The following is a 21896-nucleotide window of genomic DNA, read 5'->3' as shown; positions in this document are numbered from 1 at the left end:
TGCAAGCCCCTGCCTTATAGGCATGGGGTTGACACTCAACTGTTAGGTCGTTGACCTTCATCCAATTGTTGCTCCAAGAGGGTTACAATTAGGGGGCGGTTTGTTACTTGTCGTACCTCAATCCATTCGAGTGTCTTGACCTCGCTGGAACCTGGAACAAGAGTTGCTGTACCCGTCAGTTCCTGATAAACAGCTTCTGGAATCAAAATTTTACTATATAGCTGCCGGAGTAAATCTAATTGACCAATTGCAGCAAGGCTAGTGATTGGCGAAGTATCACTGACAATAATCACAACCTGCCTAACTCCCGCAAGTTCTTCAAATCGAGTTCAAAATCTTCAATGTCATAGGAGTAAAGAGGAATTTTGCGTTCTTTAAGTAACTGCTGAAACTGTATTTTATCTATTTGTGCAAACTTGCTGGCGTGTCCAAGCGCAAGCTTTCCAGACTGAAACAATAGCAATGCAACTTCCTGCTTGAATTCGGCTTCTGTCATCCCGCAAGCACGCAAAGTTTCATCTGATATGATGACGCTCATAGTTTCCTCTTGTTAAAGATAGTACAGACATTTACTCCTACTCTTCTTCTAGCTTAATCCAAGCTATACATTGAAATATTACTGTTTCAAAGTGTTTGATTTCCGACTTTTTCTTTTTCTTCCGACTTTATCTTTTTCTAGCGTAAATAGAATAACATCCTTATCAACTAACATTTATTCTTCTTTCAACGTTTCAATCAACAAATCCACCTTCTGCTGTCTCTCCTGCAAAAAAGCTTCACACTGACGCAAAGACTCAACAGCCGTTGCAAATTGGTCAAACACTTCTTCTAATTCCAAATCACCCGCCTCAATACGAGCAATAATTCTCTCTACTTCAGCAACCTTAGCCTCATAATTCCAACCTTGATTCATAAAATCTCTTGGCGTCCTTGGCGTCTTGGCGGTTTATCACTCTTACTCTTACTTGAGTCAAATTTTTTGAATATTAAACCACAGATGAACACAGATGCACACAGATAAATTATCTGCCTCCATCTGCGGTTCTAAATAACCATAAACTGGATTTTTGCAAGACATCTACTTTTTAACTTCCGTAACTTTCACTTTAACCTCACCCTGACCCAACTGAACCAACAACTCCTCGCCCACAGCTAACTCAGCAGTAGAACGAGCGATCGCACCATTTTGCTGACGTACCACCGCATAACCACGCTGCAAAACTGCTTTGGGGTCAAGAGTTGCCAACTTTTGGCGTAACATCTCTACGTGCTGCGTTGCTTGCTGCAATTGCGTCGTTGTTGCACGCACCAATTGCTGACGCTTCCAACTGAGTTCCTGCATTTCCTGCTGCACTTGTCTATCCAAGCGCAAGCGCCGCAAGCGGTTTCGCATTTCTTGGAGTTGGTTTTGTGACGTTTTCAAACAAGAATGTACGCTTTCATGTAAAGCAACAACTCGTTGCTGATGCTGAGGATATAATTCCGTCAGTGCTGGAACAACCCGTTCCGCCGCCGCCGTAGGTGTATGTACGGAAGCATCTGCAACTAAATCTACCAAAGACTCATCTCTTTGATGACCAATTCCTGTAATCACTGGAATAGAACAACAAGCAACTGCTCGCACGACCCGTTCATCATTAAAGCAAGCTAATTCCTCAACCGCACCTCCACCCCGTGATAAAATCAGCACCTCAGCACGTCCATCCTGTTCTACCCGTTGAATGGCTTTCACTATCGACTCTGGCGCTTGCTCACCCTGTACTGTAGCAGGCGATAAGATAACGTGTAAACCTGGATACCTTTGCTTAAGTGTTTTTTGAATATCACCCCAAGCCGCAGCAGTGGGTGAAGTGACAACGGCGATCGCCTGGGGATGAGGAGGAAGCGATCGCTTTCTTTGCGGCTCAAAAAACCCTTCCGCCTCCAACCGTTTTCGCAGTTGCTGGTAGCGTAGCGCTTGCAAACCAACACCAGCTGGCAAAGCTTGCCAAACGGAAAGCTGATATTCTCCCCTTTGAGGATAAAGCCGAATACTTCCCAAGATAATTAACTGTTCACCTGGAACGGGTATCTGTGCCAGTTTTGCCAATTGGCTATTCCACGCCACACACTTAATAGCAGCACCACCATTTGGATCTTGCAGCGTAAAAAATAACCCACTGCGATGATGGCTCTTGCTGGAAACTTCTCCAGTCACCCAAACTCGTTGCAATTCCTCATCTTGTTCTAGTAAAAAGCGGATATAGTCGGTTAACCCAGCGACTGAGAGCGCTGTTTCAGCAATCAGATCAGGATAATCAGCAGTCATCAAACCCTATAATAAGTGCAAAATAATTATGCAAATCCTAGCAAATATCGCATCCTGGCAGATTTTGGTGATGTCGTTGTTCAAGTAGAAGGCAGATATCATGTTGCGCGCGAAAATTTGCTACATAGTTGTTTATACTTACCCAAACGAAACGGCAATTGAGCTAGGATATTGTCACACTTCGTTATTGACAAGTTATTCTCTAGCAAAGTGTGTTTAAATAAATTAGTATATCTGTTCTACTCCAACTCCTAAACCCACACTCCCGAGATCCATATATAGAGGCTCTGAATGGCTATTAACACCACTGATGTTGCTGGCAAGCAAAAAGCGCTCAACATGGTACTGAACCAAATTGAGCGTACCTTTGGCAAAGGAACAATTATGCGCTTGGGCGACGCTACCCGGATGCAGGTAGAGACGATTTCCAGTGGGGCGCTGACCCTGGATCTGGCGTTAGGTGGCGGTTTACCCAAAGGACGGGTCATTGAGATTTATGGTCCAGAAAGTTCCGGTAAGACGACATTAGCACTGCACGCGGTTGCCGAAGTGCAAAAAAGCGGCGGTATTGCTGCCTATGTTGACGCTGAACACGCTCTTGACCCCACCTATGCTGCGGCGTTGGGTGTTGACATTGTAAATTTGTTCATTTCCCAACCTGACACCGGGGAAACAGCTTTAGAAATTGTCGATCAGCTTGTCCGTTCTGCTGCGGTTGACATTGTCGTGATTGACTCTGTAGCAGCACTCGTTCCTCGTGCTGAAATTGAAGGCGATATGGGTGATGCCCATGTTGGTCTTCAAGCAAGATTGATGAGCCAAGCTCTCCGTAAAATTACTGGTAATATCGGTAAATCTGGTTGCACGGTTATCTTTCTTAACCAATTGCGCCAAAAAATAGGTGTCAGCTACGGTAACCCAGAAACGACGACTGGCGGTAACGCTCTGAAATATTATGCTTCGATACGTCTAGACATTCGCCGGATTCAAACTTTGAAAAAAGGCACAGAGGAATTTGGTAACCGCGTTAAAGTCAAAGTTGCTAAAAACAAAGTTGCACCACCTTTTAGAATCGCGGAATTTGACATTATCTTTGGCAAAGGTATTTCTACTTTGGGTTGTCTTGTAGATTTGGCGGAAGAAACTGGTATCCTTGTCCGCAAAGGAGCTTGGTACAGCTACAATGGCGAGAACATCTCTCAAGGTCGAGACAACGCCATTAAGTACTTAGAAGAAAAGCCTGAGTTTAGTGACAAAATTAAGCAGCAGGTGCGTGAAAAACTAGAAATGGGGGCTGTTGTTTCTGCTAACTCTGTGAAGAAGACAAGCGAAGACGAAGAAGAAGAAGAAGAAGAATTAGAGTTAGTCGAAGAAGAATAACAAAGCGTGCTTTTGCTTGCAGTTTGGTGTGTGGAGCATCGCTCCACACACTTAATTCACAACAATCCCCGATAATGAATAAAAACTAAAATAGCCGCCCAAGAACCCAAGGCAACTTTTACTGCGACTAGGATGTTGAGCACAGGGATAACCCCGCCGCTGAAAAGTGCGCCCAACTCTCCGTGCGGTAATTCTAATCCGGCTAGAGTGATAACCGACAGGACGATGAAAATAAGAACCGAAACCTTCTCCCATGTAGCGGCGTGCCAGCGCTGATAGATTGCCTGCATCCACTCCGTTGATGAGGTAATCGCAACAAGACCGATCGCCGTTCCGCCCGCAACTCCAGCCGCAAAACCACCGCCCGGACTCAGATGCCCCCGAATAGCCAGTTCGATACCCACCATCGCGGCAATGGTTGCTCCTAGACGCGCCATAACAATCGATGGTTGATCGGTGAACTGATAGATCGCACAAAACGGTCTCTCATTCGCCAGTAGAAACTTTGCACCCATTACCGCGATCGTAAATACCACCACTTCAAAGATCGTGTCATACAGGCGATTCCTGAGAATGACAGCCGTAACTGCATTAGGTACTCCACTATCTTTTACAAGCGCTTCAACGATCGAGAGCGATAAGTCCGGTGCCGGATTGGGCATGATCAGGAATTTGACGAACAGCGCTATCCCCGCTGCAATATAGACCCATTTCATTTATGTTCCTCCCCTGAGGAGAGTGCATTTACATAGGTTAGGTTTGTCGCTGGTGACGAAAGTTCGGTTCGCATGATGTCATAGAGGCGTCGAACCCTAGTTGTGGTGTGATAGGGTTGCTGTTCGTCCTGACTCGCTACGGGGTCTTGATTATCGTACTCTCGTCTGACACAGGTCGCATGGACTTCTTTGTCCATCAGCGCCCGGTGCAAAGCCTGTGTATTCGTGTACGGGACTAGCTCAAGACGCATATAGTGTTTGCCGAAAATTGTTCGTAACTCATCCATCAGTTGCCCTAAATGGGACTCGTCATCTGTCTCGATTGCCTTTGGCACTGCGCTTTGCGCAATCGCCCCGTCTTCGAGTACACCAAGACGCATCACCAGCGATGAACGCACTGCGATCGCATAGAGAGTAATCGCCAGCAGGGTCCCCATCAATGCTTGGGTCAAAGCAACATCCGCCGCCCCGAAAACCGCAAATACCAATGCCGCCACCGCTCCCACTATTCCCTGGATTACCAGGGCATGGTATGGATTGGTCTGAAGTACCAGCATGAGTGCGGACAACGGCAGCAGGGCGGTTATGACATAGATATAGCTATCATTCATGATTGATTCCCTCCACTGCTGGAACCGTATGCCAACACATACCCCAGCACTGTATTCCAGATTGCTAAGGTGATAATGCCAAGGATGAGCAACGGCCATTCGCTAGGTACCTTCGGCAGGAGCAGTCCTACCATGATGAGCATGCTCCCTAGCGTATCTGCAACCGAAAGAGTATGCAGCTTGAATAATACCGAGCGATCGCCGACCAGGGGAAAGGTTCCCCAAAACCAGAAGAAAATCCCTATACCTATGCAGGTGTAACTAAGCGCGGTGATCATAGTTCATTCATGCGTTTAAGGACTTGTGCCAACAACATTAATCCGGCATTACCCACACTCAGGATGATGACCCCTACAACACCAAGCATCCAATCATCCCGTAAGACAGATACAACCAGGAGTATGATTGATGTCTTGGTAGCGATACTGGCAAATGCCAACATCTTCTGCCAGATATTTTCATCCTGCCAAGCCTCGTACATGGGTATGAGCAGAGCCAGAATCATTGCAATCAGTGCCAAGTTCATGCCTTTTTCCTCCGGCGCACCCAGTGGACTTCGTACCAGCCATTTTCGTGATATTTCAAGACAATGGTCTTGGGCGTAAAAGTAATCAGAAATATATCCAGGAAGATGAGTCCAGGTGTCCGTCCGGGTTTGACTTGTTCCATCGTCACATCTTCGTAATTATGGGGACGGAGGATCATTTCAAAGGCTTCCTTATATGCCTGCGGAATCGCCACGAGGGTTTCCCACAGCGCCCGCAGCCAGTCCTTTAATCGTCCTGGGGTTTTGGGGCGTCCCGGTAATAGGAGTGCGATGGTGACACCGATGATGATATTTGCCACACTCAGATTAGCGGTGAGCAAAAACCAGATGGCCAGTCGCAATATCAGATTCAGATACCCAATCATGCCAACACCATCCAAAAGAGCAGGATTAACATTAGACTCATCCCACCGATCAGATGCTCAAATTGCTCCATAACACGGGGCAGCTTGAGTACGGATCGTTTGAAAATCAAAAGATACGCCAACCAACCCAGGCCAATAGTTGCCAGTGGTTTCACGATATTCTCAAGGCTATACGCCTCGTAATAGACAACGTTTGCCGCAAACAGACCACCGATCAGCAGGATCGCCGCTGGCCAGAAACCGGGCTTTACTACCTCCTCGCCGTCCGCTTTATGCGGCAAGAATATGAATTTGGCAAATGAGATTGCTGTTCCCAAAGCCGCAACGTTCATGGCGATCGCATGAGCGGGCAGAAGATTCTTCGTCGTCAACACCTTCGCCCCAAAGCCGGACAACAAGGGAAAGCCTGAGATCGAGAAGCTGGCGATAACCAAAGCAATCCAGACGGTTGTATTGATCGGCTTGTGTTGCAGTTCCTTGAAATTTCGGCTCGGTAAAGCACCCGCAATCAGGAAGAGTGCCGATTTGACCAGTCCGTGAGTCAGTGCATAAAAGCCACCTACGACTGGGGCAGCGAGGATAAAGCCTAACTGCGAAACCGTATGAAACGCCAGCATCCGCTTGGCATCCTTTTCAAAGACGGCATAGAACACGCCTAGCAGGGCTGTCCCAACTCCGAAAATCCGGATGAGTGGATCGACCTCCGCCACCATCAGCGCACAACGTACTAGCGGATAGACTCCAGCTTTGACCACAACTCCCGACAGTAAGGCTGATACCGGCGTCTCCGATTCGGAGTGGGTCAACGGTAGCCACAATCCCGATACAAACACCCCCCCCTTAACCAAGAGTCCCAGAAAGATAAGGGCAAGCGCCTCCGGCGGTGCCCCGCGCAAACTTGCAAAACTAAACGAATGATTGGTCTGATAGGCTAGAACCGCGCCCACCAGATAAAACAGCATTGCCGTGTTGCTAATAAACAGATAGCGCAAGCCAACCCAAATCGAGCGATCAGTGCGAGTATAGGTAATCAAGAGAAACGCGGCAATCCCGCTCACCTCTAACGCCACGTATAAACTGATAAAGTCTGCACAGGCGAACGCGGCATTGAGGCTGCCATGTAAAATGATGGCTTGTGCATAAAAGAAAGTCGTCTTATCGCTGTGCCAACAGTAGAGGATGACTGCGGCTGTTACCAGCGCATTGGTCAAGATAAAGTAGCCGCTTAACTGATCGACTATTAATGTGACGCTGAAATGATCGAGTAACTCTAGTTTCAGGGGCGACTGTTCGACAAATAGCTGCAACGCATATGCAGCCGAAGCAAATGCCGTGAACAATGCGAGGGTTTTGTCAAGTTTGGGGAACAGATAAATGGTGAACCCCAAGAAAAACGGTAGTGCGATCCATGCAAGGGTAATGGTATTCATGGGGTATTGCTCTTCTCGATCTCGTTGGTTTCCAGGGTGGGATTATCCCGTGCCAGCTTCATGACACCGACCAGCATTAAGCACTGAATCGAAAAGCCAATCACAATCCCTGTCAATATGACCGCCTGGGGGACGGGATCGGCGTAAGCCCCATTTGCGCCGTCTGAAATAATGGGTGTGAATAAGCCATCTCGCGATGCAATCAGCACGTAATAGGCGATAACCCCTGTGCTCATGACATCCATGGAGATGATCTTCATAACCAGGTTCTTTTTAAGGATGATGCCCAAAAATCCGCAGAATATTGTTGCGAAGACGAATGCTTCTAACACGGGAATTGCCTCACAGAATGTCTCTAAAACTTACGTGTTTCTGTGTCTTAGTTAGGTGGGTTAAAACGATTGACAATCGCTCGCTGCCCAGAGAATCATCGGTGAACCTACTGCTAAACAAGTCCTAAAACTTTCTCAATTTCTAAAATTTCTAAAGTATGCCAAGTTGTCGGCTGCACAGGACGCTGTGCGGTCGTGGACAGATGAACCATGAGTAAATACTTATCAAACCGTGCTAAAACATATATAGCACGATTAAATAGTGCCATACTATAGCAGCACTATAGAAAAGTGCCAAGATAAAGCATAGACTGATGCCACATTAAACCACTTTGCGAGTCACTAAGCCATTCAAAATGCTCTCACTCAAATGAAAGAATCGACTGATGCCAGAGCCATGCTAAACTTTAGCACTGACTCACGCGCCGACAAAGTCAACGGCTTGCGAGATAGTCAAGCTCCAAATCAAAACGTCATACCCGTGAATCTCTTAAATTTGTCAGCACCGTTTGAATTAGTCGGGCGGCAGGCTCAATTTCAACGCATCACGCAGGTTTTAGCGCATGATGGTGACTTGCTAATTGCTGGAGTGCCGGGAAGCGGACGGCGGACTCTGGTACGGCGGGCGGCTCAAGAAGTTGGCGCTCAAATCTTGGAGGTTGACTGCATCCGAGTTACCGATGGTCAGCGCTTTGTGCAATTGCTGTGCGAGAGTATAGACCAGACGTTTCAAACTGCAGCCGCTCGATCGCCAATGCAAGAGTGGATTGAAGGCAAGGCATGTGGATTATTTGTCCTGAAAGACGAAGCAAGTGGCAGACAGCGGCTGAAACCCGTTCGGCCAGAGAGCCAAGAGCAACAATGGAGAGCATTTGAGGTATTACTCCATCTTCTGCAACAGTTAGCGGAGTTTTCGGGCAAACGGGTGGTGCTGATTTTGGAAAGCTTCCCCCACATTCGCTCTTGGGATCGCAATGGAATCTGGGAAACGTTCTTGAGGAACGAGATTCAGCGTCAAACTCAGGTAAGTTATGTATTAATCGCCACGATCGCAGAAATCAGCATTCATCTCGATGAACCTGGCAATAATTTGGAAATCGTGCAACTGGCTCCCTTAGCCGATGATGTTGTCGCCACTTGGGTTCAGGAGGGCTTGCACACCGAAGGGCTGACATTCGATCCGCGATCGCAAGCGCTGGAAATCTTTGTCAATGCGGTGCAGGGACACTTAGGCGATGCTTCGGCACTGGTGCGACGCCTAAAGTCGCTACGAGTTTCTGACGGGCTAATTCGCGATTGGCACGTCCAGCAGGCAATCCAAGAACTCCTAGCTGACCTATCGATGGTCTTTGAGTCATTACTCATGCTGCTTCCCGCCAATCAGGCGCATCTTTTAGAGTCCTTGGCGTTAGACCCTACCGACAAGCCGCAAAGTCGAGATTACATTCACAAGCATTACCTGTCCAGAGGGGGCTCTCTCCAAGGAGCGATCGCGGGATTGCAGCACAAAGGCTTGATTTACGGTGCTGAACAAGGTTACCGACTTGCTCTGCCTCTTTTTGCTTTGTGGCTTCGCCAGCGCCTGAGTTAAATTCACTCACTCTAACCGAACGAGTCCGCGTTTGATGGCTAGGGTAGCGGACAGAATTTTTTGTAGGATGCGTTAGCCTTGGCTAACGCATCCATCGCAAAGGACAGCATGGGTTAGCGAAGCGTAACCCATCCTACATTTCTTCACGTCGAGCTAGCTTGAAAAAGCACCCGACCAGGGAGCAGGGAGCAGGGAGCAGGGGAATTATGTAATTTTTCATGGGTGCTGGTGAACCAGCGCTCTCCGGCGGGAAACCCGCCGTAGGCGACTGGTGAACCCGGAGGGTGTACCCAGTTCATCATGGCTACTTAATTGATGAGTTGTTGAACAATTTTCTCTTATTAAAGTGACAAAATACACATCATATCTAGACGAGCTTCGCAAATCACAACAAGCCTTGCTTACCACAGGGGCGCACAGTCATCCAATTCGTCTTAGCTAGTGCTAACTGCTCTTGAGAAATGTTGGCACCTGTCAGATTAGTTCCACAAAGATTAGCTCGCTGGAGATTGGTATTGTTAAGATTGGCATAGCTAAGATGTGCGCCTCGTAGGTCTGCTCCTTCTAAATTGGCATAACTGAGATAAGCCTTGGTTAAATTAGCGTCTTTGCCTGTACTACTTTGTACACACCTCTACTTACCACTTTGTCAACATTTGGATGTTAGAGGCGTTTGCCCTGCTTATTGTACGGCTTCGTTCCTAAGAGTAGAGCCAGGAAACGCCTCGCCAAATTTAGAGTGATGAAGAGTAAAGGTATGTAGTGCAAGTATCAAATTACTAGTTCGCCTCTATACTGGAAAAATATTTACAATTAGGTAAATAAATTTTGAGAAGGTGACACGCAATTGACTACAGCAGAAAGACTAGAAGCAATCACTGAGCGAGGAAAATTTGAGCTTTTAGTAACTTCAATACTTCGTAAAGACAACAGAGATTATGCAGCCATTGTACATACTGGTATTAATGCCCAGGGAGAAACTATTAAATCGCCAGTAGACGGATTTTGCCAAGTTCCTGGGAGTATTCCTCCTCGCTTCTTACTGGTGGAACACACCACAACAGATAGAGATGGGCTAGAAAAAAAGTGGCTGTACGACCATAGCACCGCTAAAAACGCCAAAGTCTCAGAGAGTAAAGATGGCGACCTCTTGAAAGCTGGTCGTGAAGCGCAGAAACTCAGAAACAGCTTCCCTGATGCTAAATTTACAGTCATCTTGACTACAAACCAACATTTACCTAAAGGCATCGAACTTATAAATAAGGTATACAAGAAGGCAGCAGAACTTGGGGTTGATGTCGATATCTGGGAGCAGTCCCGGTTGGCTGACTTTTTAGATTCCAATTGTGAAGGTCAGTGGCTTCGTAAGCATTATCTTGATATTAAAGCTGAGATGTTATCTGAGTCTCTGCTACGCGATCTTTGTGAGCAGAGTTTAGCCAATTATGAAAAGGAATTTTTAACACATCCTAACAGTTGGGTTTCCCGTGATATTGACAGCAAAATTGAAAAAGGGGCACAAAGTAACGCCTATACAATTCAGCTTTTGATTGGGAAATCTGGCTCTGGCAAAAGTGCTGCTGCATATCGAATGTTGAAAAAGCACTTAGCGTCTGGTGGCTATGGTTTGTGGGTTTCTAATGAATTTCTTAGGGAATGTACTTCCTTTGAAAATGTAGTTGATAAAATTTTACGAAACCTTTCTCCCAGTTTATTACTTGATGCAGGAAGAGCAGCACTACAAATTATTCCCGCACGTTCACGGTTGCTACTGATTGTTGACGATGTTAATCGAGCAGATGATCCTACAAGATTGGTAGAAAAACTTGTTAACTGGTCGAAACCACAACAGTCAAGTACACCTAATTCACAACCTATATTTTCACCATACCTTGTTATTTGTCCTGCTTGGTCTAAAAATATCAGTTCTATCAGTCCTGATTTTAAAGAAATGTCCTGGGTAGATCAAGTTTTTATCGGCTCTATGAATCCAGCCGAAGCAATGACTGCTGTTCAAAAAATCACTTCATTCGCTAGTGTAGAAATCACAAACATAGAAGCGTCTTCTTTAGCTACAAAGCTAGGAAACGTCCCTATCCTCATAGCTTTATTTGGTTCGTTATTATCAAACACTCAACCAACTCAACCATTGGAGTTAGCTAATTTAACTGAAGACGTTATTGAAAGATTTATCAAAACTTCTATTAATGAATCTTCTAGCTCAGGTAATTTTCTAGAAAATGAGTATCGAGCGGCTTTGTCTACCCTAGCTACTTATATGTTAAAAAACCGAAAGCTTTACCCACTCTGGACAGAAATTAAAAACTGGTTGAGGGAATCTCCTGACGATTTGGATGCATTGCGGGAGCTGCTCAGACATAATAAATTGTGCCGATTAACTCAAGAAGACAGATTTATTTTTCGTTATGACCGCATTCAAGAAACTCTCTTAGTAAAGAGTATGATTAAGTTTCTGGCAGAAACTAGTTTAAACCCAGACATAATACGGGAGCCATTCTATGCAGAAATCATTGGTAAAGCAATTGCTATCTCACCACAAAATAGTGAGTTTCTGCGAGAACTGCGACATCATCTTCCCTTAGCATTAGTAGAAGCAATTAAGCACTTTACTACTCCTATTAATAATTATCATCAAGCAATAATTAAAGAAGTAAAGGAATGGTCGGATACTGGTGTTGCAAATGGTTCTGTTCCCAAATCAGGAATTGATGCAGTATGTTGGAGTTTGGTAGAAACTGACTCTCCAGTTGTGTTGGACATAACTGAGACATTTTCGACCTATCCACTAGTTCTTCTAGCCCGTCTACGTAATGGTTGTGTTGAAAGTGGTATTCGCTACTGCATCCTGGTTGACTTTTTCTACAATAACAGCTTTCCTAATGAGGTACTTGAGCAGGTAAAACGTTACCAAAAAGAGAAACTTTTAACAAAGTTGGGGCAGGTACTAAAATCCTGCGACATAACAGATGAATGGCGAAATGGGGCTTTGCTTCTTGCTGGTTTTCTGGGATTCTCTGAGTTAGAAGAAGATGTAGTAAAATGCTGGGAACTCGCAACAAACAAGACACTAGTCCTTCATGGTACTACTTGGGCGGCTATTCAAATTTGTAGGCTAGAGTCTACCAATCTCTTAAATTTAATCGTGAAACATTGGAACGAACTATCAGAAAAACACGATTCAGATTCTTTCTCCAGTGTTGATTGGAACCTTGAACAACTAGCTTTAATATTGGCGCGCTGTTCCCGTGTAGACATAGTTAAATATATTACAACTCTCTTTAATGCATATAGTAAATTAAGCCATTCAATTGTTTTTATCTGTCATTATATTGAACAAGAAGATGTGGTAGAACTTCTTTTTCAAAGTGCTGCTGATATTTATAATCAAGGTGAAGCAAATGCTGAAAAATTACCACCTTGGAGAAGCATTCTCTCCCAAATCTGTGCCCAGCTTAACAATGAATGTTTATTTGATAGACGTAAACTATCGTCTACTTTTATGAGCCGATTAAAAGTCTGGTGGGAAGGAACGCAAAATAATGATTTTGTAAAGAGAGAAGCATTTTATTTATGGTGTGCAAGTACTGACAATAACCAAATTAATATTTTAAAAACAATTCTATCTGATTCGCCTTTCTTTTATAGTGCCGTAGAAAGGCGTGCAAAACTGGGAGATAAAAGCGTAGTAAAGGAACTGCTTTTGCTTTTGCCAACTAACTTCCACTTATTCTCTGTTGCTCACAATGTATTTTGTGAGGATATTATGCTTGTGGCTCAAATTTTTTTGGAAGCATTACAGAAGACTATCCCTACAGACTTCTCTGGTGGCTGTGAAGCTGAGCATTATATACTCTCAAAATTTATTACACAAATTCCTGTGAAAGACGCGGAGATTTTATTAGAAAAGTATTGGAATTATCTAGGGTATAGTTCTATATTTATATTAACAGCTTTATACGTAGGGACACCTAAATGTATAAAGCTTGCTACATCTAGTATAAATAAATGTTCTAGCAGTATCCCAATCTTCCATTATGTTAACTATATCTTTGGCTTTTTAGACCCAGAGAAACAGAAGTGTTTGAATGTGCATAAATTAGACAGATTATTGCCCTATCTCAATCATTTAAACAAAATTACTATAGAACATATAGCAACAGCCTGTAAACAGATGCAAATACCTGAATGGGGGCATAAAAATCTTTCTAATTATATTAGCGAACAAAAACGAAAACTTTATTACCCTTCTGATGACGATTTACTTGAAGAGCTAAATGAAATCGCCTTGCATCAAAACAGTGAACGGCGAGTAATAAGCTGGTTGAAACAATTTGATGACATTCGCTATACTCCAGACCAACATCATTTATTAAGCGTTGTAGACTGCTGGCTTGCTTTTAATTCGACAGTAAAAGGTCTTAAAATTGCTGCCGCTTATATTCAAGCTATTGGTACTCGTAAGGATTTATCTATTTTGGATCAATACACAATAGAAGGCTCGCCGGATGAAATCGCCAAGATAAAAGAGAGTGCTCGATTTGCTGTTTATAGACGTTCTTTAATCTAGTTCGTTTACCGCAAAGAACTAATTTACTACAAAAATCAACCCGCATTGCTTGGCAGCCGTGGCTGCCACAAACTCTCCCTACAACTATTATCATTATTCGCTTTCATACCTAATTTTCGCAAAGTCCTGCGTTATGCAGTGTTGGGGAATTCCACGTTGAACATCAATCTTTAATATTTAGATGCGTTCGCCCTGGGCTAGGTCAGGGTGGAAACGTTGGGTTGATCAAGGATTTAGTAACCAATGGTAGAAACACTGAGCCATTGCCAGGGCTTCAAATGGGTAACCCAATGGAAAAAAATGGGATGGTTGATCATGCTAAGAGTTTGATTGCAGCACCAGGAGACACAAGAATTCCTACCCCAAGCATAATGTAAGCAGCATTATGGATTAGAACTGCCAGTAGAGGTTGTTTTCAGCACAATCTCTACTTGCTCTGCTCGAGGGTTGTATCCCATATTAATTACCAGGTGGCTCGTACCAAGGCTATTCTTTGTGAAGTTTTTCTGCAACTATACTCCTAAGATCTAGACGAGCTACTGAAATTACAACAAGCCTCGCCTACCACAAGGGCGCACGGTCATCCAGTTCATCTTAGCTAGTGCTAACTGCTCCTGAGAAATTTTGGCACCAGTAAGATTAGCTCCACAAAGATTAGCTCCCTGGAGATTGGCATTGTTGAGATTAGCATAGCTGAGATCCGAACCTCGCAAGTCCGCCCCTTCTAAATCGGCATGACTCAAATAAGCCTTGCTTAAATTAGCGTCTCTAAGATTAGCTCGGTTGAGACTAGCTTTTGTAAAATTACTATTGTAAAGATTAGCTCCTTGGAGATTGGTTTTCACCAATTGTGAGGAATGAAAATTTGTTTGTGATAAGTCAATGTCTTGCAGGTTAAGCATACTCAAATTGTATAGGGCAAAATCCCGTTTTCCTTTTAAGTAGTCTCTTAACAAACCCTGAGTATCCAACCGACGGGAAGTTTTTGAATTTTGACCAGTATTACAGCCAGTATGAGTGCTGACTAAAGTTGTTGGTTTTGTCACAACTGTTGGTTTTGTTTCCACTGCATATGTGCCAGTGGTCTCTCCTGTTTTGGCTCGTTTTGGCAGAATAGCAGATCTCACCTGTGCCACCCCAAGTCCTGAGACAGCAGCAGGGTTGATCGAGAAAACACCGGATTCTTCGCAATTTTGGGACATTCGTTCTTTGCTGACAGTGCAGGATTGTACCAACATACTTTGTGCCAAACTATCCAGATAAGGCTCTAGCTGCAACGCTGTGAGAACTTCCTGTGCTGATTGGTAGCGATTGCGAACTGATATTTCCAGCATTTTCCGCAACACTACGGTTAAATGGTTGCTCGTTTGCACCAGTCGCTCCCACAGCATTTCACCTGTTATCTGGTTGTAATCTAAATCTTTAGGGGGTTTGCCACTTAGGAGATAAATGCACGTCACTCCTACAGCATAAATATCGCTGGCGAAGACAGGACGCATTGCCATTTGTTCTGGAGGAGCAAAACCAGGAGTCCCAATGGCATATGCAGTTAATGCTGTTTGCTCGGTAGGGTTTGCTAATGTTTGGCTAACTTGGTTTTTAACGGCACCAAAATCAATCAAAACCAATGTACCATCTTGAGCGCGGCGAATGATATTGGTAGGCTTGATATCACGGTGAATCACTTTTCGCTCGTGGATGTATTGCAGCAATGGTAGGAGTTCGCTCAAGAATTGGTTCACTCTTGCTTCGCTGAAAACTCCCTTGCGTTTGATCTCTTGTTGTAAAGTGGGACCATGAATGTATTCCTGAACTAAGTAAAGTTGTTCCCCGTCTTCAAAATAGTCCAGCAGCCTTGGTATTTGAGGATGATTGCCAATCCGATCTAAAGTTACGGCTTCTCTCTCTAAGAGTTCCCGTCCCATTTGCAAAACTTGTGGTGCTGTTCCTGAAGGGCGTAGTTGCTTGATGACGCAACTCGGTTCTCCAGGTAAGGCTTGATCTTGAGCTAAAAACGTTGCTCCAAAACCACCTTGACCTAATGGTTTGATGACTCGATAGCGATCGCGCAACAGCAGTTGCGAGCCACAAGACTGACACCTCTGGCTATACGCGGAATTTTCCGGATTGGGACACGTAGCATTTATGCAGTAGCTCATGAACTCTTAACTCGCTGCACGAAAAATAACGGGGAGCGTTTAACTCTAATCTCATTATTAAATTGCAAATCATCTCTTACCAGGTAAATTTCTCTAAAATTCTATTGAAGAGTTGCTAAAGTTCAGCGAATTTTACATGAAGCAAGCGTAAATCTACGAAAATTCACTATTTTGCTGCTCTCTAATTGTTTCTCACTCATTGTTTCATTCCATTGCCATAGATGAGGCGAGTTGACATTTGGGTAATTTTCTTACAGCGCTTATTCTTATGATTAGACCACAAATCGTAGGTGGGCATTGTCCATAAAAGCTATGTGATGGACATTTGAGATATTCGTGAGCAGTCCGCCCTTGGGGGTTCCCCCCGTTGAAGGAACTGCGTTCGCCGTCAGGCGTGCCGGAGCCACACCCGGAGGGCGGCAATGCTCACAAAGAAAGAAAACCGCTGTATTGCAAATAAGAAGTCATTCTTGTTTCTATTCAAAAATTTCGCCAACCTTAGAAAAACAAAGTATTTTCCTGTCACTAAGACTATTTTTTTGCAAAAAATAAGAAGCTCAAATTCTCAAAAGGCTTTGTCAGTCAAACCCTGTTGATTTTAGATTTTGAATTGGGGAATATCTCTATCTAAGTAGAAACACGCTATCGTCGGTATAGGTTTTTATATTAACAACATATAAAAAATTTGAATTCTCTTCCAATATATATGAATACTTGTTCATATATAATATATGAATCTTAGGACGATTCAGGAGAAAATTATGACCAACGTAAGCCAATTAAAATGCGCCTGTGAACCTTGCTTATGTGTTGTTTCCTTAGAGGATGCCATTCACCCCTGACGGTAAATACTACTGCTCACAAGCCTGTGCTGAAGGGCATAAAACAATGCAAGGCTGCGGTCACACTGGCTGTGGCTGTTAAAAAAGGACTGGGGACCCTTGGACTGGGGACTAGGAATTTTCTTCCCCAGTACCCAATCCTCAATTCCCAATACCTAATTTACAGAGTAGACATCACATCTTGTGCGGCTTTTAGCGTCCGCTCAATATCTTCTTCTGTGTGCGCAATGGAAGTAAACCCTGCCTCAAATTGAGATGGTGCTAGGTAAATGCCACGCTCCAACATACCGCGATGGAACCGCCCGAACTTACCTGTATCTGACTTTTTGGCATCCTCGTAGTTATGGACAGGTCCATTCGCGAAGAATAGACCAAACATCCCACTGATTTGACCGCCGCAAGCTGCGTGACCTGTTTCTTTAGCAATTTGCAGCAAGCCATCGGCTAACTTTTGAGTTATGCTGTCCAAATACTCGTATGTACCTGGTTTTTGCAGCAATTCCAGCGTTTTAATTCCAGCAGTCATTGCCAAGGGGTTACCAGAAAGCGTTCCAGCTTGATACACCGAACCTGCGGGAGCAACCATTGACATGATATCGCGACGACCGCCGTAAGCTCCTACTGGCAAACCACCGCCGATAATCTTGCCTAAAGTTGTTAAATCAGGGGTGATGCCAAACTTCTCCTGTGCGCCGCCGTAGGCAATGCGGAAGCCCGTCATCACCTCGTCAAACACCAATAACGCTCCATGCTCGTGAGTTAGCTCTCGTAGACCTTCTAAAAAGCCAGCATCGGGAGCAATAAACCCAGCATTGCCTACAATTGGCTCTAGAATGACACCAGCAATTTCGTCGCGGTTTTCTTCAAACAGTTGCTTGACAGCTTCCAAGTCATTGAAGGGAGCAGTCAGGGTGTTGGTGGTAGCTGATTTAGGAACGCCTGGAGAGTCGGGTAAACCAAGTGTGGCTACACCAGAGCCTGCCTTTACTAAGAACATATCGGCGTGACCGTGGTAGCAGCCCTCAAACTTGATAAGTTTATCGCGTCCGGTGAAAGCTCGCATCAACCGCAGCACTGCCATACAAGCTTCAGTACCCGAGTTAACAAATCTTACCATTTCGATGCTAGGAACGGCATTGATGACCATTTCTGCCAGTATATTTTCTAACACACTAGGCGCACCGAAGCTAGTCCCTTTTTCCAAGGCTTCATGGAGTGCTGCAATCACCTCAGGATGAGCATGACCGCAAATGGCTGGTCCCCAAGTGCCGACATAGTCGATATATTGGTTGCTATCCACATCCCAAATGTACGCGCCCTTGACATGGTCAAAAACGATAGGTTGTCCACCCACGGATTTGAAGGCTCGCACAGGGGAACTGACTCCTCCTGGCATGAGATTTTGGGCAGCAGCAAAGATTTCTTGTGATTTTGTAGTTTTAATTGTTGTATTTACCAAGGTTCTCTCCTACAGTGAGAATAAAAAGCTCTATCCTAGGATAGGGGTAAACACTGCCTATAAGTTATATCGTAGTAAATTACTAGAACTTATATCCTAGTAAACTAGCTGAACCAGGAAAATAACAATATGTTGTACAAGTCCAATCAAGACTTGCCAATCGAGATTCGCGCTCGTTTATCAGAGGCATACCAGGATTGGTACCGAGCTGCTTTTAACTCGGCAATCGACTGGTACGGTGAAGCAGCAAAGGCTCACAAAGTGGCGTTGAGTGCTGTTAGGATGCAATCCGCAATGCATAAAAGTGTCGTTTAAAGTTAGGGAAGAAAGTGAGTAAAAAAAACATATCAGATGCCGTATCTAGAATGGTATCGTGAACGAAGGAGCTATTTCTAACAGCAACATTGCATCTGGTATGTTTTCTTCCGATTTACACTCACTACACCACGCCATTCCTGTGGAAAAAATTCGTTACGATGAAAAGGGTCTCGTGCCAGCGATTGTTCAAGATCATCTGGATGGCACTATTTTAATGATGGCGTGGATGAATCGGGAGTCCCTACAAAAAACTTTGGAAACTCAAGAAACTTGGTTTTGGAGTCGTTCTCGTCAGGAATTGTGGCATAAGGGAGCGACTTCGGGTCATATTCAAAAAGTAAAAAGCATCCGTTATGACTGTGATAGTGATGCGCTACTAGTTGGGGTAGAACAGGTAGGAGATATTGCCTGTCACACTGGTGAGCGCAGTTGTTTTCATCAAGTTGATGAAAAAATTGTTCCACCACCAGGGGATACATTGTCGCAATTGTTTGCTGTGATATGCGATCGCCGCGATAACCCAACAGAAAGTTCCTACACCTGTAAGTTGTTTGCAGGCGGTGATAACAAGATTTTGAAAAAGATTGGCGAGGAATCTGCTGAGGTGGTGATGGCGTGTAAGGATGATGATGCAAATGCCATTGCTGGGGAGGTAGCTGATTTGTTATATCACACTTTGGTCGCTTTAGCTCATCACAAAGTTGATATAAAAGACGTTTATCGCAAGTTACAGGAACGGAAAAAATAATTCATCATTTCTATTGTGAGGGTATGACGACCAGTTGCCAACTTGCTGACTGGGGAACCTCCTCCAAAGTGACTTCCAACACTTGCTCTACCCAACTTAGGTGACTCACCTTGACACCAATCGCTTCAACCTGACTACCAGGGGCTAAGCCAATCCAGCGGATGCGGAAGTTGCGCTCTTTTGGCATGCCGTGGTAATTTCCCCGCACTGGCTCACAGGTGAGAAGATGACGGTGAGTCGAAAAGCGTTGGGTAAATAGGCGGCGACTGCCTGCATCAGTGCGATAGGTTGCACTTTCACCATCATCCTCGTAAAAATCTAGTTCGCCCTCTGCCCCCGCATACACTTCCAAGATTAGGGAAGCAGGTGGTGCAGTGCCGACGCGGAGTGAGACTTCACCAAGAGGTAGAATCGTGCCAGCACGGACAAATACTGGCACTTGGTTGAGGGGAACCCAAAGGTGCAGGTGCTGATTTCCTGGGTACGATTGATTTGTTTCCCGTTGCCACCAAACTCCTGAAGGTAGGTAGACTTGCCGATAACCGCCAGCTTCAACGACTGGGGCAACCAATAGGCGATCGCCTAAAAAATACTGAGTTGGTACCTGGTAAGCTTGTGGCTCTTCAGGATACACCAGATACATTGGGCGACACAGCGGCAAACCAGTGTCGTAGGTAATTCGGCTCAAGTGATACAAATACGGAACCAGTTGGATGCGCCTTTGAAAGGCTAGACGGATGGCTTGCAGTACCCGAGATCCATAAGCCCAAGGTTCTCGCTGACCGTGGTCTGAATGTAGGCGTACAATGGGACTAAAGCAGCCGAATTGCACCCACCGGACAAAAAGTTCCGGATCGATTGTCGGCACGCCCAGCACGTGGTTGAAAAAGCCTCCTAAATCATTAGACCAATAAGCCACCCCCACATTACCCGCTCGTGCTGTAAAATCCACTAGTAACTGGAGAATTTCCCAGTGCGAGTATGTGTCACCAGAAAACTGCAATGGGTAGCGGTGCGAACCAATTCCACCTGCGCGCGAGAGAATCAGGGCACGGCGATTTGTTTTGGCTTCTAAATGAGTGAAATAGACATGGTTAGTCCACAACTGGGAGTTTACACCCGGATGCGTAGCATTACTACCGTCAATCCACCAAAAGTCGATGCCTTCCTCCTCACGGGGGCTGTGTAGTACCTCCATAAACAGGCGTGCCTCCTCTTGCTCTGCCAGATTAAACAGCAGCCAGCCATCTTCTGGATCAGTGGTATTGAGTTTGTTCGCGCCAATATTATCTGGGTGCCAAGTATCAAATATCCACTCGACTTTTGGGTTTTTCACCGCGAAAACCTTACCTGCTCTGACGTCGCTGGGATCTAGTCCTCTTGCTGCACAAAGAGCCTGGAATTGGCTGTCACCGGGTGGGACTCCTTCAAGATGCACGTTAGCGCCAAAGTGCAGCCCACTGCCGTGTCCCCAGTCCAAAAACGCCTGAGGATCGGGGAATAAATCGCGATCCCAGTCCCAACCGCACCAACCGGAACCGTGCCAATCGACATCGAGCATCACAACGTCCAGAGGCAAAGCGAGTTCGTCAAAGTGCTTGACAAGTTCGTGATAATGTGTATCGCTTATCTGAGCGAACTGGGAGAACCAAATACCAAAAGCCCAACGTGGCAGCATTGGTATACGTCCGCACAGCTGCACAAAGTCGAACAAAGCAGCGGCGTAGTCTAAACCGTAGGCAAAGAAGTACCAGTCTTGGCAATTCGAGCCACGTTCGCTAAGCCAATTATCGTCTATCACGGCGCTGGCAGAATCGTTGAGTACGCTGTAACCACTTTGGCTGATAATTCCAGGGGGAAAGTGATGCCATTGTTTGAGAAACTCTTGTAACTCCGGAGGCAATTCCTGAGAACGGTAGCGTTCCAGATACCAGATGGGCGGTTCCTCAAAGTCAGTGGTTTCACCGCGATCGCGTAGAGTTTTGTGGATTGATATTAGGGATTTGTAGGGAAATTCTTGAGTATAGGGATAGCTTTTTTCAACAGAGGCTGGATGAACTCCTGTGGGGTAAAAGTTTCGGTGGGTGACGTCGAGGCTGGTGAAGGTGCCGCCCAAGTTCTGGGTATCGACGGCGGAGGGTGTCCACCTTCTTGAACACTTCCCCATTTGCCAGTGGATTTGCAAGTTAGCGTCGTTGAATGGCTCAGCATCAGGTTGATAGACGATCTGGATGTACTCAGTATGCAGGTTCAGCACCCCATCGTTTGTAACGCTGATAGCTTTGAAAGGCAGGGGTTCTGGGCGCTTAATAACAGCAACGGTGGGACGATCCTCAAACTGACCACCTGCTGACCATTCCAGCCGCACCAAACCATTACCCAAGGCGCTAAAACGGGCATTTCCGCAGACGATGCTGCCGTTGAGTTCGTTGTATTCCACCACTTGAAATTTCTATGTATCAATTTTAACAATTTTGCCTTGTTGATTTAGAGGCGATCGCG

The 21896-nt window shown here is 45.2% G+C and carries 23 protein-coding genes and 1 pseudogene; 7 read left to right on the top strand and 17 right to left on the bottom strand.

The window, feature by feature from the left end:
- Positions 1-35: 35 nt before the first annotated feature.
- From AACT52_RS15880 to xseA, 4 genes are all read right to left on the bottom strand, one after another.
- A complete protein-coding gene (locus AACT52_RS15880; RefSeq protein WP_073632096.1) occupies positions 36-293 on the bottom strand; it encodes a hypothetical protein in 258 nt (85 codons plus the stop codon).
- Positions 290-538, bottom strand: a complete 249-nt coding sequence (locus AACT52_RS15875; RefSeq protein ID WP_073632094.1) for a UPF0175 family protein — start codon at positions 536-538, stop codon at positions 290-292. Before AACT52_RS15875 ends, AACT52_RS15880 begins: the two co-directional genes overlap by 4 nt.
- Before the next feature lie 174 nt (positions 539-712).
- Complete coding sequence (gene xseB / locus AACT52_RS15870; RefSeq protein ID WP_073632093.1) at positions 713-913, bottom strand: exodeoxyribonuclease VII small subunit; 201 nt, start codon at positions 911-913, stop codon at positions 713-715.
- Between the two features lie 165 nt (positions 914-1078).
- The gene (gene xseA, locus AACT52_RS15865) at positions 1079-2308 is read right to left on the bottom strand and encodes an exodeoxyribonuclease VII large subunit (protein ID WP_073632091.1); all 1230 of its coding nucleotides are present in this window, start codon (positions 2306-2308) and stop codon (positions 1079-1081) included.
- Between the two features lie 291 nt (positions 2309-2599).
- On the opposite strand from xseA, the gene recA reads away from it, so the two are divergent.
- On the top strand, positions 2600-3688 hold the full coding sequence (recA, locus tag AACT52_RS15860) for a recombinase RecA (protein ID WP_073632089.1): 1089 nt from the start codon (positions 2600-2602) through the stop codon (positions 3686-3688).
- Between the two features lie 56 nt (positions 3689-3744).
- Here the strand turns inward: recA and AACT52_RS15855 are convergent, their stop codons facing one another.
- The 8 genes from AACT52_RS15855 to AACT52_RS15820 form a co-directional block, all read right to left on the bottom strand.
- Positions 3745-4404, bottom strand: a complete 660-nt coding sequence (locus AACT52_RS15855; protein ID WP_073632088.1) for a Na(+)/H(+) antiporter subunit B — start codon at positions 4402-4404, stop codon at positions 3745-3747.
- Entirely contained in the window at positions 4401-5015 is a 615-nt protein-coding gene (locus AACT52_RS15850) for a DUF4040 domain-containing protein (RefSeq protein ID WP_073632086.1), read from the bottom strand. Before AACT52_RS15850 ends, AACT52_RS15855 begins: the two co-directional genes overlap by 4 nt.
- The gene (locus AACT52_RS15845) at positions 5012-5293 is read right to left on the bottom strand and encodes a monovalent cation/H(+) antiporter subunit G (RefSeq protein WP_073632084.1); all 282 of its coding nucleotides are present in this window, start codon (positions 5291-5293) and stop codon (positions 5012-5014) included. The genes AACT52_RS15850 and AACT52_RS15845 overlap by 4 nt, the downstream gene beginning before the upstream one ends.
- On the bottom strand, positions 5290-5541 hold the full coding sequence (locus AACT52_RS15840; protein WP_073632083.1) for a hypothetical protein: 252 nt from the start codon (positions 5539-5541) through the stop codon (positions 5290-5292). Before AACT52_RS15840 ends, AACT52_RS15845 begins: the two co-directional genes overlap by 4 nt.
- A complete protein-coding gene (locus AACT52_RS15835) occupies positions 5538-5927 on the bottom strand; it encodes a Na+/H+ antiporter subunit E (protein ID WP_073632081.1) in 390 nt (129 codons plus the stop codon). The genes AACT52_RS15840 and AACT52_RS15835 overlap by 4 nt, the downstream gene beginning before the upstream one ends.
- The gene (locus AACT52_RS15830; protein WP_073632079.1) at positions 5924-7357 is read right to left on the bottom strand and encodes a cation:proton antiporter; all 1434 of its coding nucleotides are present in this window, start codon (positions 7355-7357) and stop codon (positions 5924-5926) included. Before AACT52_RS15830 ends, AACT52_RS15835 begins: the two co-directional genes overlap by 4 nt.
- Positions 7354-7689: a cation:proton antiporter subunit C gene (locus AACT52_RS15825; RefSeq protein ID WP_073632077.1), complete on the bottom strand. Its 336-nt coding sequence runs from the start codon at positions 7687-7689 to the stop codon at positions 7354-7356. The genes AACT52_RS15830 and AACT52_RS15825 overlap by 4 nt, the downstream gene beginning before the upstream one ends.
- Before the next feature lie 113 nt (positions 7690-7802).
- Positions 7803-7958: a hypothetical protein gene (locus AACT52_RS15820; RefSeq protein WP_158054658.1), complete on the bottom strand. Its 156-nt coding sequence runs from the start codon at positions 7956-7958 to the stop codon at positions 7803-7805.
- 101 nt (positions 7959-8059) lie between these two features.
- Here AACT52_RS15820 and AACT52_RS15815 point away from each other — a divergent pair, with 101 nt between their 5' ends.
- Complete coding sequence (locus AACT52_RS15815) at positions 8060-9280, top strand: ATP-binding protein (protein ID WP_443216654.1); 1221 nt, start codon at positions 8060-8062, stop codon at positions 9278-9280.
- A gap of 143 nt (positions 9281-9423) precedes the next feature.
- Here the strand turns inward: AACT52_RS15815 and AACT52_RS15810 are convergent, their stop codons facing one another.
- Positions 9424-9582, bottom strand: coding sequence for a hypothetical protein (locus AACT52_RS15810; protein WP_158054656.1), 159 nt, complete (start codon positions 9580-9582; stop codon positions 9424-9426).
- An 83-nt stretch (positions 9583-9665) separates the two neighbouring features.
- Positions 9666-9890, bottom strand: a pseudogene (locus tag AACT52_RS15805) (pentapeptide repeat-containing protein); the annotation flags it as partial.
- A gap of 237 nt (positions 9891-10127) precedes the next feature.
- Between AACT52_RS15805 and AACT52_RS15800 the strand changes: the two are divergent.
- Positions 10128-13868 (top strand): ATP-binding protein, encoded by a 3741-nt coding sequence (locus tag AACT52_RS15800; RefSeq protein WP_073632075.1) that lies wholly within the window; start codon positions 10128-10130, stop codon positions 13866-13868.
- Between the two features lie 545 nt (positions 13869-14413).
- On the opposite strand, the gene AACT52_RS15795 is transcribed toward AACT52_RS15800, so the two are convergent.
- Positions 14414-16027 (bottom strand): serine/threonine-protein kinase, encoded by a 1614-nt coding sequence (locus AACT52_RS15795; RefSeq protein WP_073632073.1) that lies wholly within the window; start codon positions 16025-16027, stop codon positions 14414-14416.
- 731 nt (positions 16028-16758) lie between these two features.
- Between AACT52_RS15795 and AACT52_RS41390 the strand changes: the two genes are divergently transcribed.
- Positions 16759-16869 (top strand): hypothetical protein, encoded by a 111-nt coding sequence (locus AACT52_RS41390; RefSeq protein ID WP_443216653.1) that lies wholly within the window; start codon positions 16759-16761, stop codon positions 16867-16869.
- Positions 16853-16951: a hypothetical protein gene (locus AACT52_RS41385; RefSeq protein WP_443216652.1), complete on the top strand. Its 99-nt coding sequence runs from the start codon at positions 16853-16855 to the stop codon at positions 16949-16951. Before AACT52_RS41390 ends, AACT52_RS41385 begins: the two co-directional genes overlap by 17 nt.
- 78 nt (positions 16952-17029) lie before the next feature.
- Here the strand turns inward: AACT52_RS41385 and hemL are convergent, their stop codons facing one another.
- Positions 17030-18328 carry a glutamate-1-semialdehyde 2,1-aminomutase gene (hemL, locus tag AACT52_RS15785; protein ID WP_073632071.1) on the bottom strand — a complete coding sequence of 433 codons (1299 nt, stop codon included), beginning with the start codon at positions 18326-18328 and terminating at the stop codon, positions 17030-17032.
- Between the two features lie 129 nt (positions 18329-18457).
- Here hemL and AACT52_RS15780 point away from each other — a divergent pair, with 129 nt between their 5' ends.
- Both AACT52_RS15780 and hisIE read left to right on the top strand, forming a co-directional pair.
- Positions 18458-18643, top strand: a complete 186-nt coding sequence (locus tag AACT52_RS15780) for a ChaB family protein (protein ID WP_073632069.1) — start codon at positions 18458-18460, stop codon at positions 18641-18643.
- Positions 18644-18743: 100 nt separating this feature from the next.
- Positions 18744-19394: a bifunctional phosphoribosyl-AMP cyclohydrolase/phosphoribosyl-ATP diphosphatase HisIE gene (gene hisIE / locus AACT52_RS15775; protein ID WP_073632109.1), complete on the top strand. Its 651-nt coding sequence runs from the start codon at positions 18744-18746 to the stop codon at positions 19392-19394.
- Positions 19395-19404: 10 nt separating this feature from the next.
- Here the strand turns inward: hisIE and AACT52_RS15770 are convergent, their stop codons facing one another.
- On the bottom strand, positions 19405-21837 hold the full coding sequence (locus AACT52_RS15770) for a glycoside hydrolase family 31 protein (RefSeq protein WP_198940933.1): 2433 nt from the start codon (positions 21835-21837) through the stop codon (positions 19405-19407).
- Positions 21838-21896 lie beyond the last annotated feature (59 nt).

The organism is Scytonema sp. HK-05 (genome assembly GCF_963872035.1).
GTDB lineage: Bacteria > Cyanobacteriota > Cyanobacteriia > Cyanobacteriales > Nostocaceae > Kalymmatonema.
The sequence above is the reverse complement of the archived record's forward strand: the minus strand, read 5'-3'. Positions and strand labels throughout refer to the sequence as shown.

Bases quoted from the DNA above. Each gene is read 5' to 3' on its own strand.
- AACT52_RS15845 (WP_073632084.1), bottom strand. From the start codon at position 5,293: ATGATCACCGCGCTTAGTTACACCTGCATAGGTATAGGGATTTTCTTC.
- AACT52_RS41385 (WP_443216652.1), top strand. From the start codon at position 16,853: ATGCCATTCACCCCTGACGGTAAATACTACTGCTCACAAGCCTGTGCT.
- AACT52_RS15835 (WP_073632081.1), bottom strand. From the start codon at position 5,927: ATGATTGGGTATCTGAATCTGATATTGCGACTGGCCATCTGGTTTTTG.
- hisIE (WP_073632109.1), top strand. From the start codon at position 18,744: ATGTTTTCTTCCGATTTACACTCACTACACCACGCCATTCCTGTGGAA.
- AACT52_RS15810 (WP_158054656.1), bottom strand. From the start codon at position 9,582: ATGATGAACTGGGTACACCCTCCGGGTTCACCAGTCGCCTACGGCGGG.
- xseA (WP_073632091.1), bottom strand. From the start codon at position 2,308: ATGACTGCTGATTATCCTGATCTGATTGCTGAAACAGCGCTCTCAGTC.
- AACT52_RS15850 (WP_073632086.1), bottom strand. From the start codon at position 5,015: ATGAATGATAGCTATATCTATGTCATAACCGCCCTGCTGCCGTTGTCC.
- AACT52_RS15820 (WP_158054658.1), bottom strand. From the start codon at position 7,958: ATGGCACTATTTAATCGTGCTATATATGTTTTAGCACGGTTTGATAAG.
- AACT52_RS15855 (WP_073632088.1), bottom strand. From the start codon at position 4,404: ATGAAATGGGTCTATATTGCAGCGGGGATAGCGCTGTTCGTCAAATTC.
- AACT52_RS15830 (WP_073632079.1), bottom strand. From the start codon at position 7,357: ATGAATACCATTACCCTTGCATGGATCGCACTACCGTTTTTCTTGGGG.
- AACT52_RS15795 (WP_073632073.1), bottom strand. From the start codon at position 16,027: ATGAGCTACTGCATAAATGCTACGTGTCCCAATCCGGAAAATTCCGCG.
- recA (WP_073632089.1), top strand. From the start codon at position 2,600: ATGGCTATTAACACCACTGATGTTGCTGGCAAGCAAAAAGCGCTCAAC.
- xseB (WP_073632093.1), bottom strand. From the start codon at position 913: ATGAATCAAGGTTGGAATTATGAGGCTAAGGTTGCTGAAGTAGAGAGA.
- AACT52_RS15840 (WP_073632083.1), bottom strand. From the start codon at position 5,541: ATGAACTTGGCACTGATTGCAATGATTCTGGCTCTGCTCATACCCATG.
- AACT52_RS41390 (WP_443216653.1), top strand. From the start codon at position 16,759: ATGAATCTTAGGACGATTCAGGAGAAAATTATGACCAACGTAAGCCAA.
- AACT52_RS15815 (WP_443216654.1), top strand. From the start codon at position 8,060: ATGAAAGAATCGACTGATGCCAGAGCCATGCTAAACTTTAGCACTGAC.
- AACT52_RS15780 (WP_073632069.1), top strand. From the start codon at position 18,458: ATGTTGTACAAGTCCAATCAAGACTTGCCAATCGAGATTCGCGCTCGT.
- AACT52_RS15875 (WP_073632094.1), bottom strand. From the start codon at position 538: ATGAGCGTCATCATATCAGATGAAACTTTGCGTGCTTGCGGGATGACA.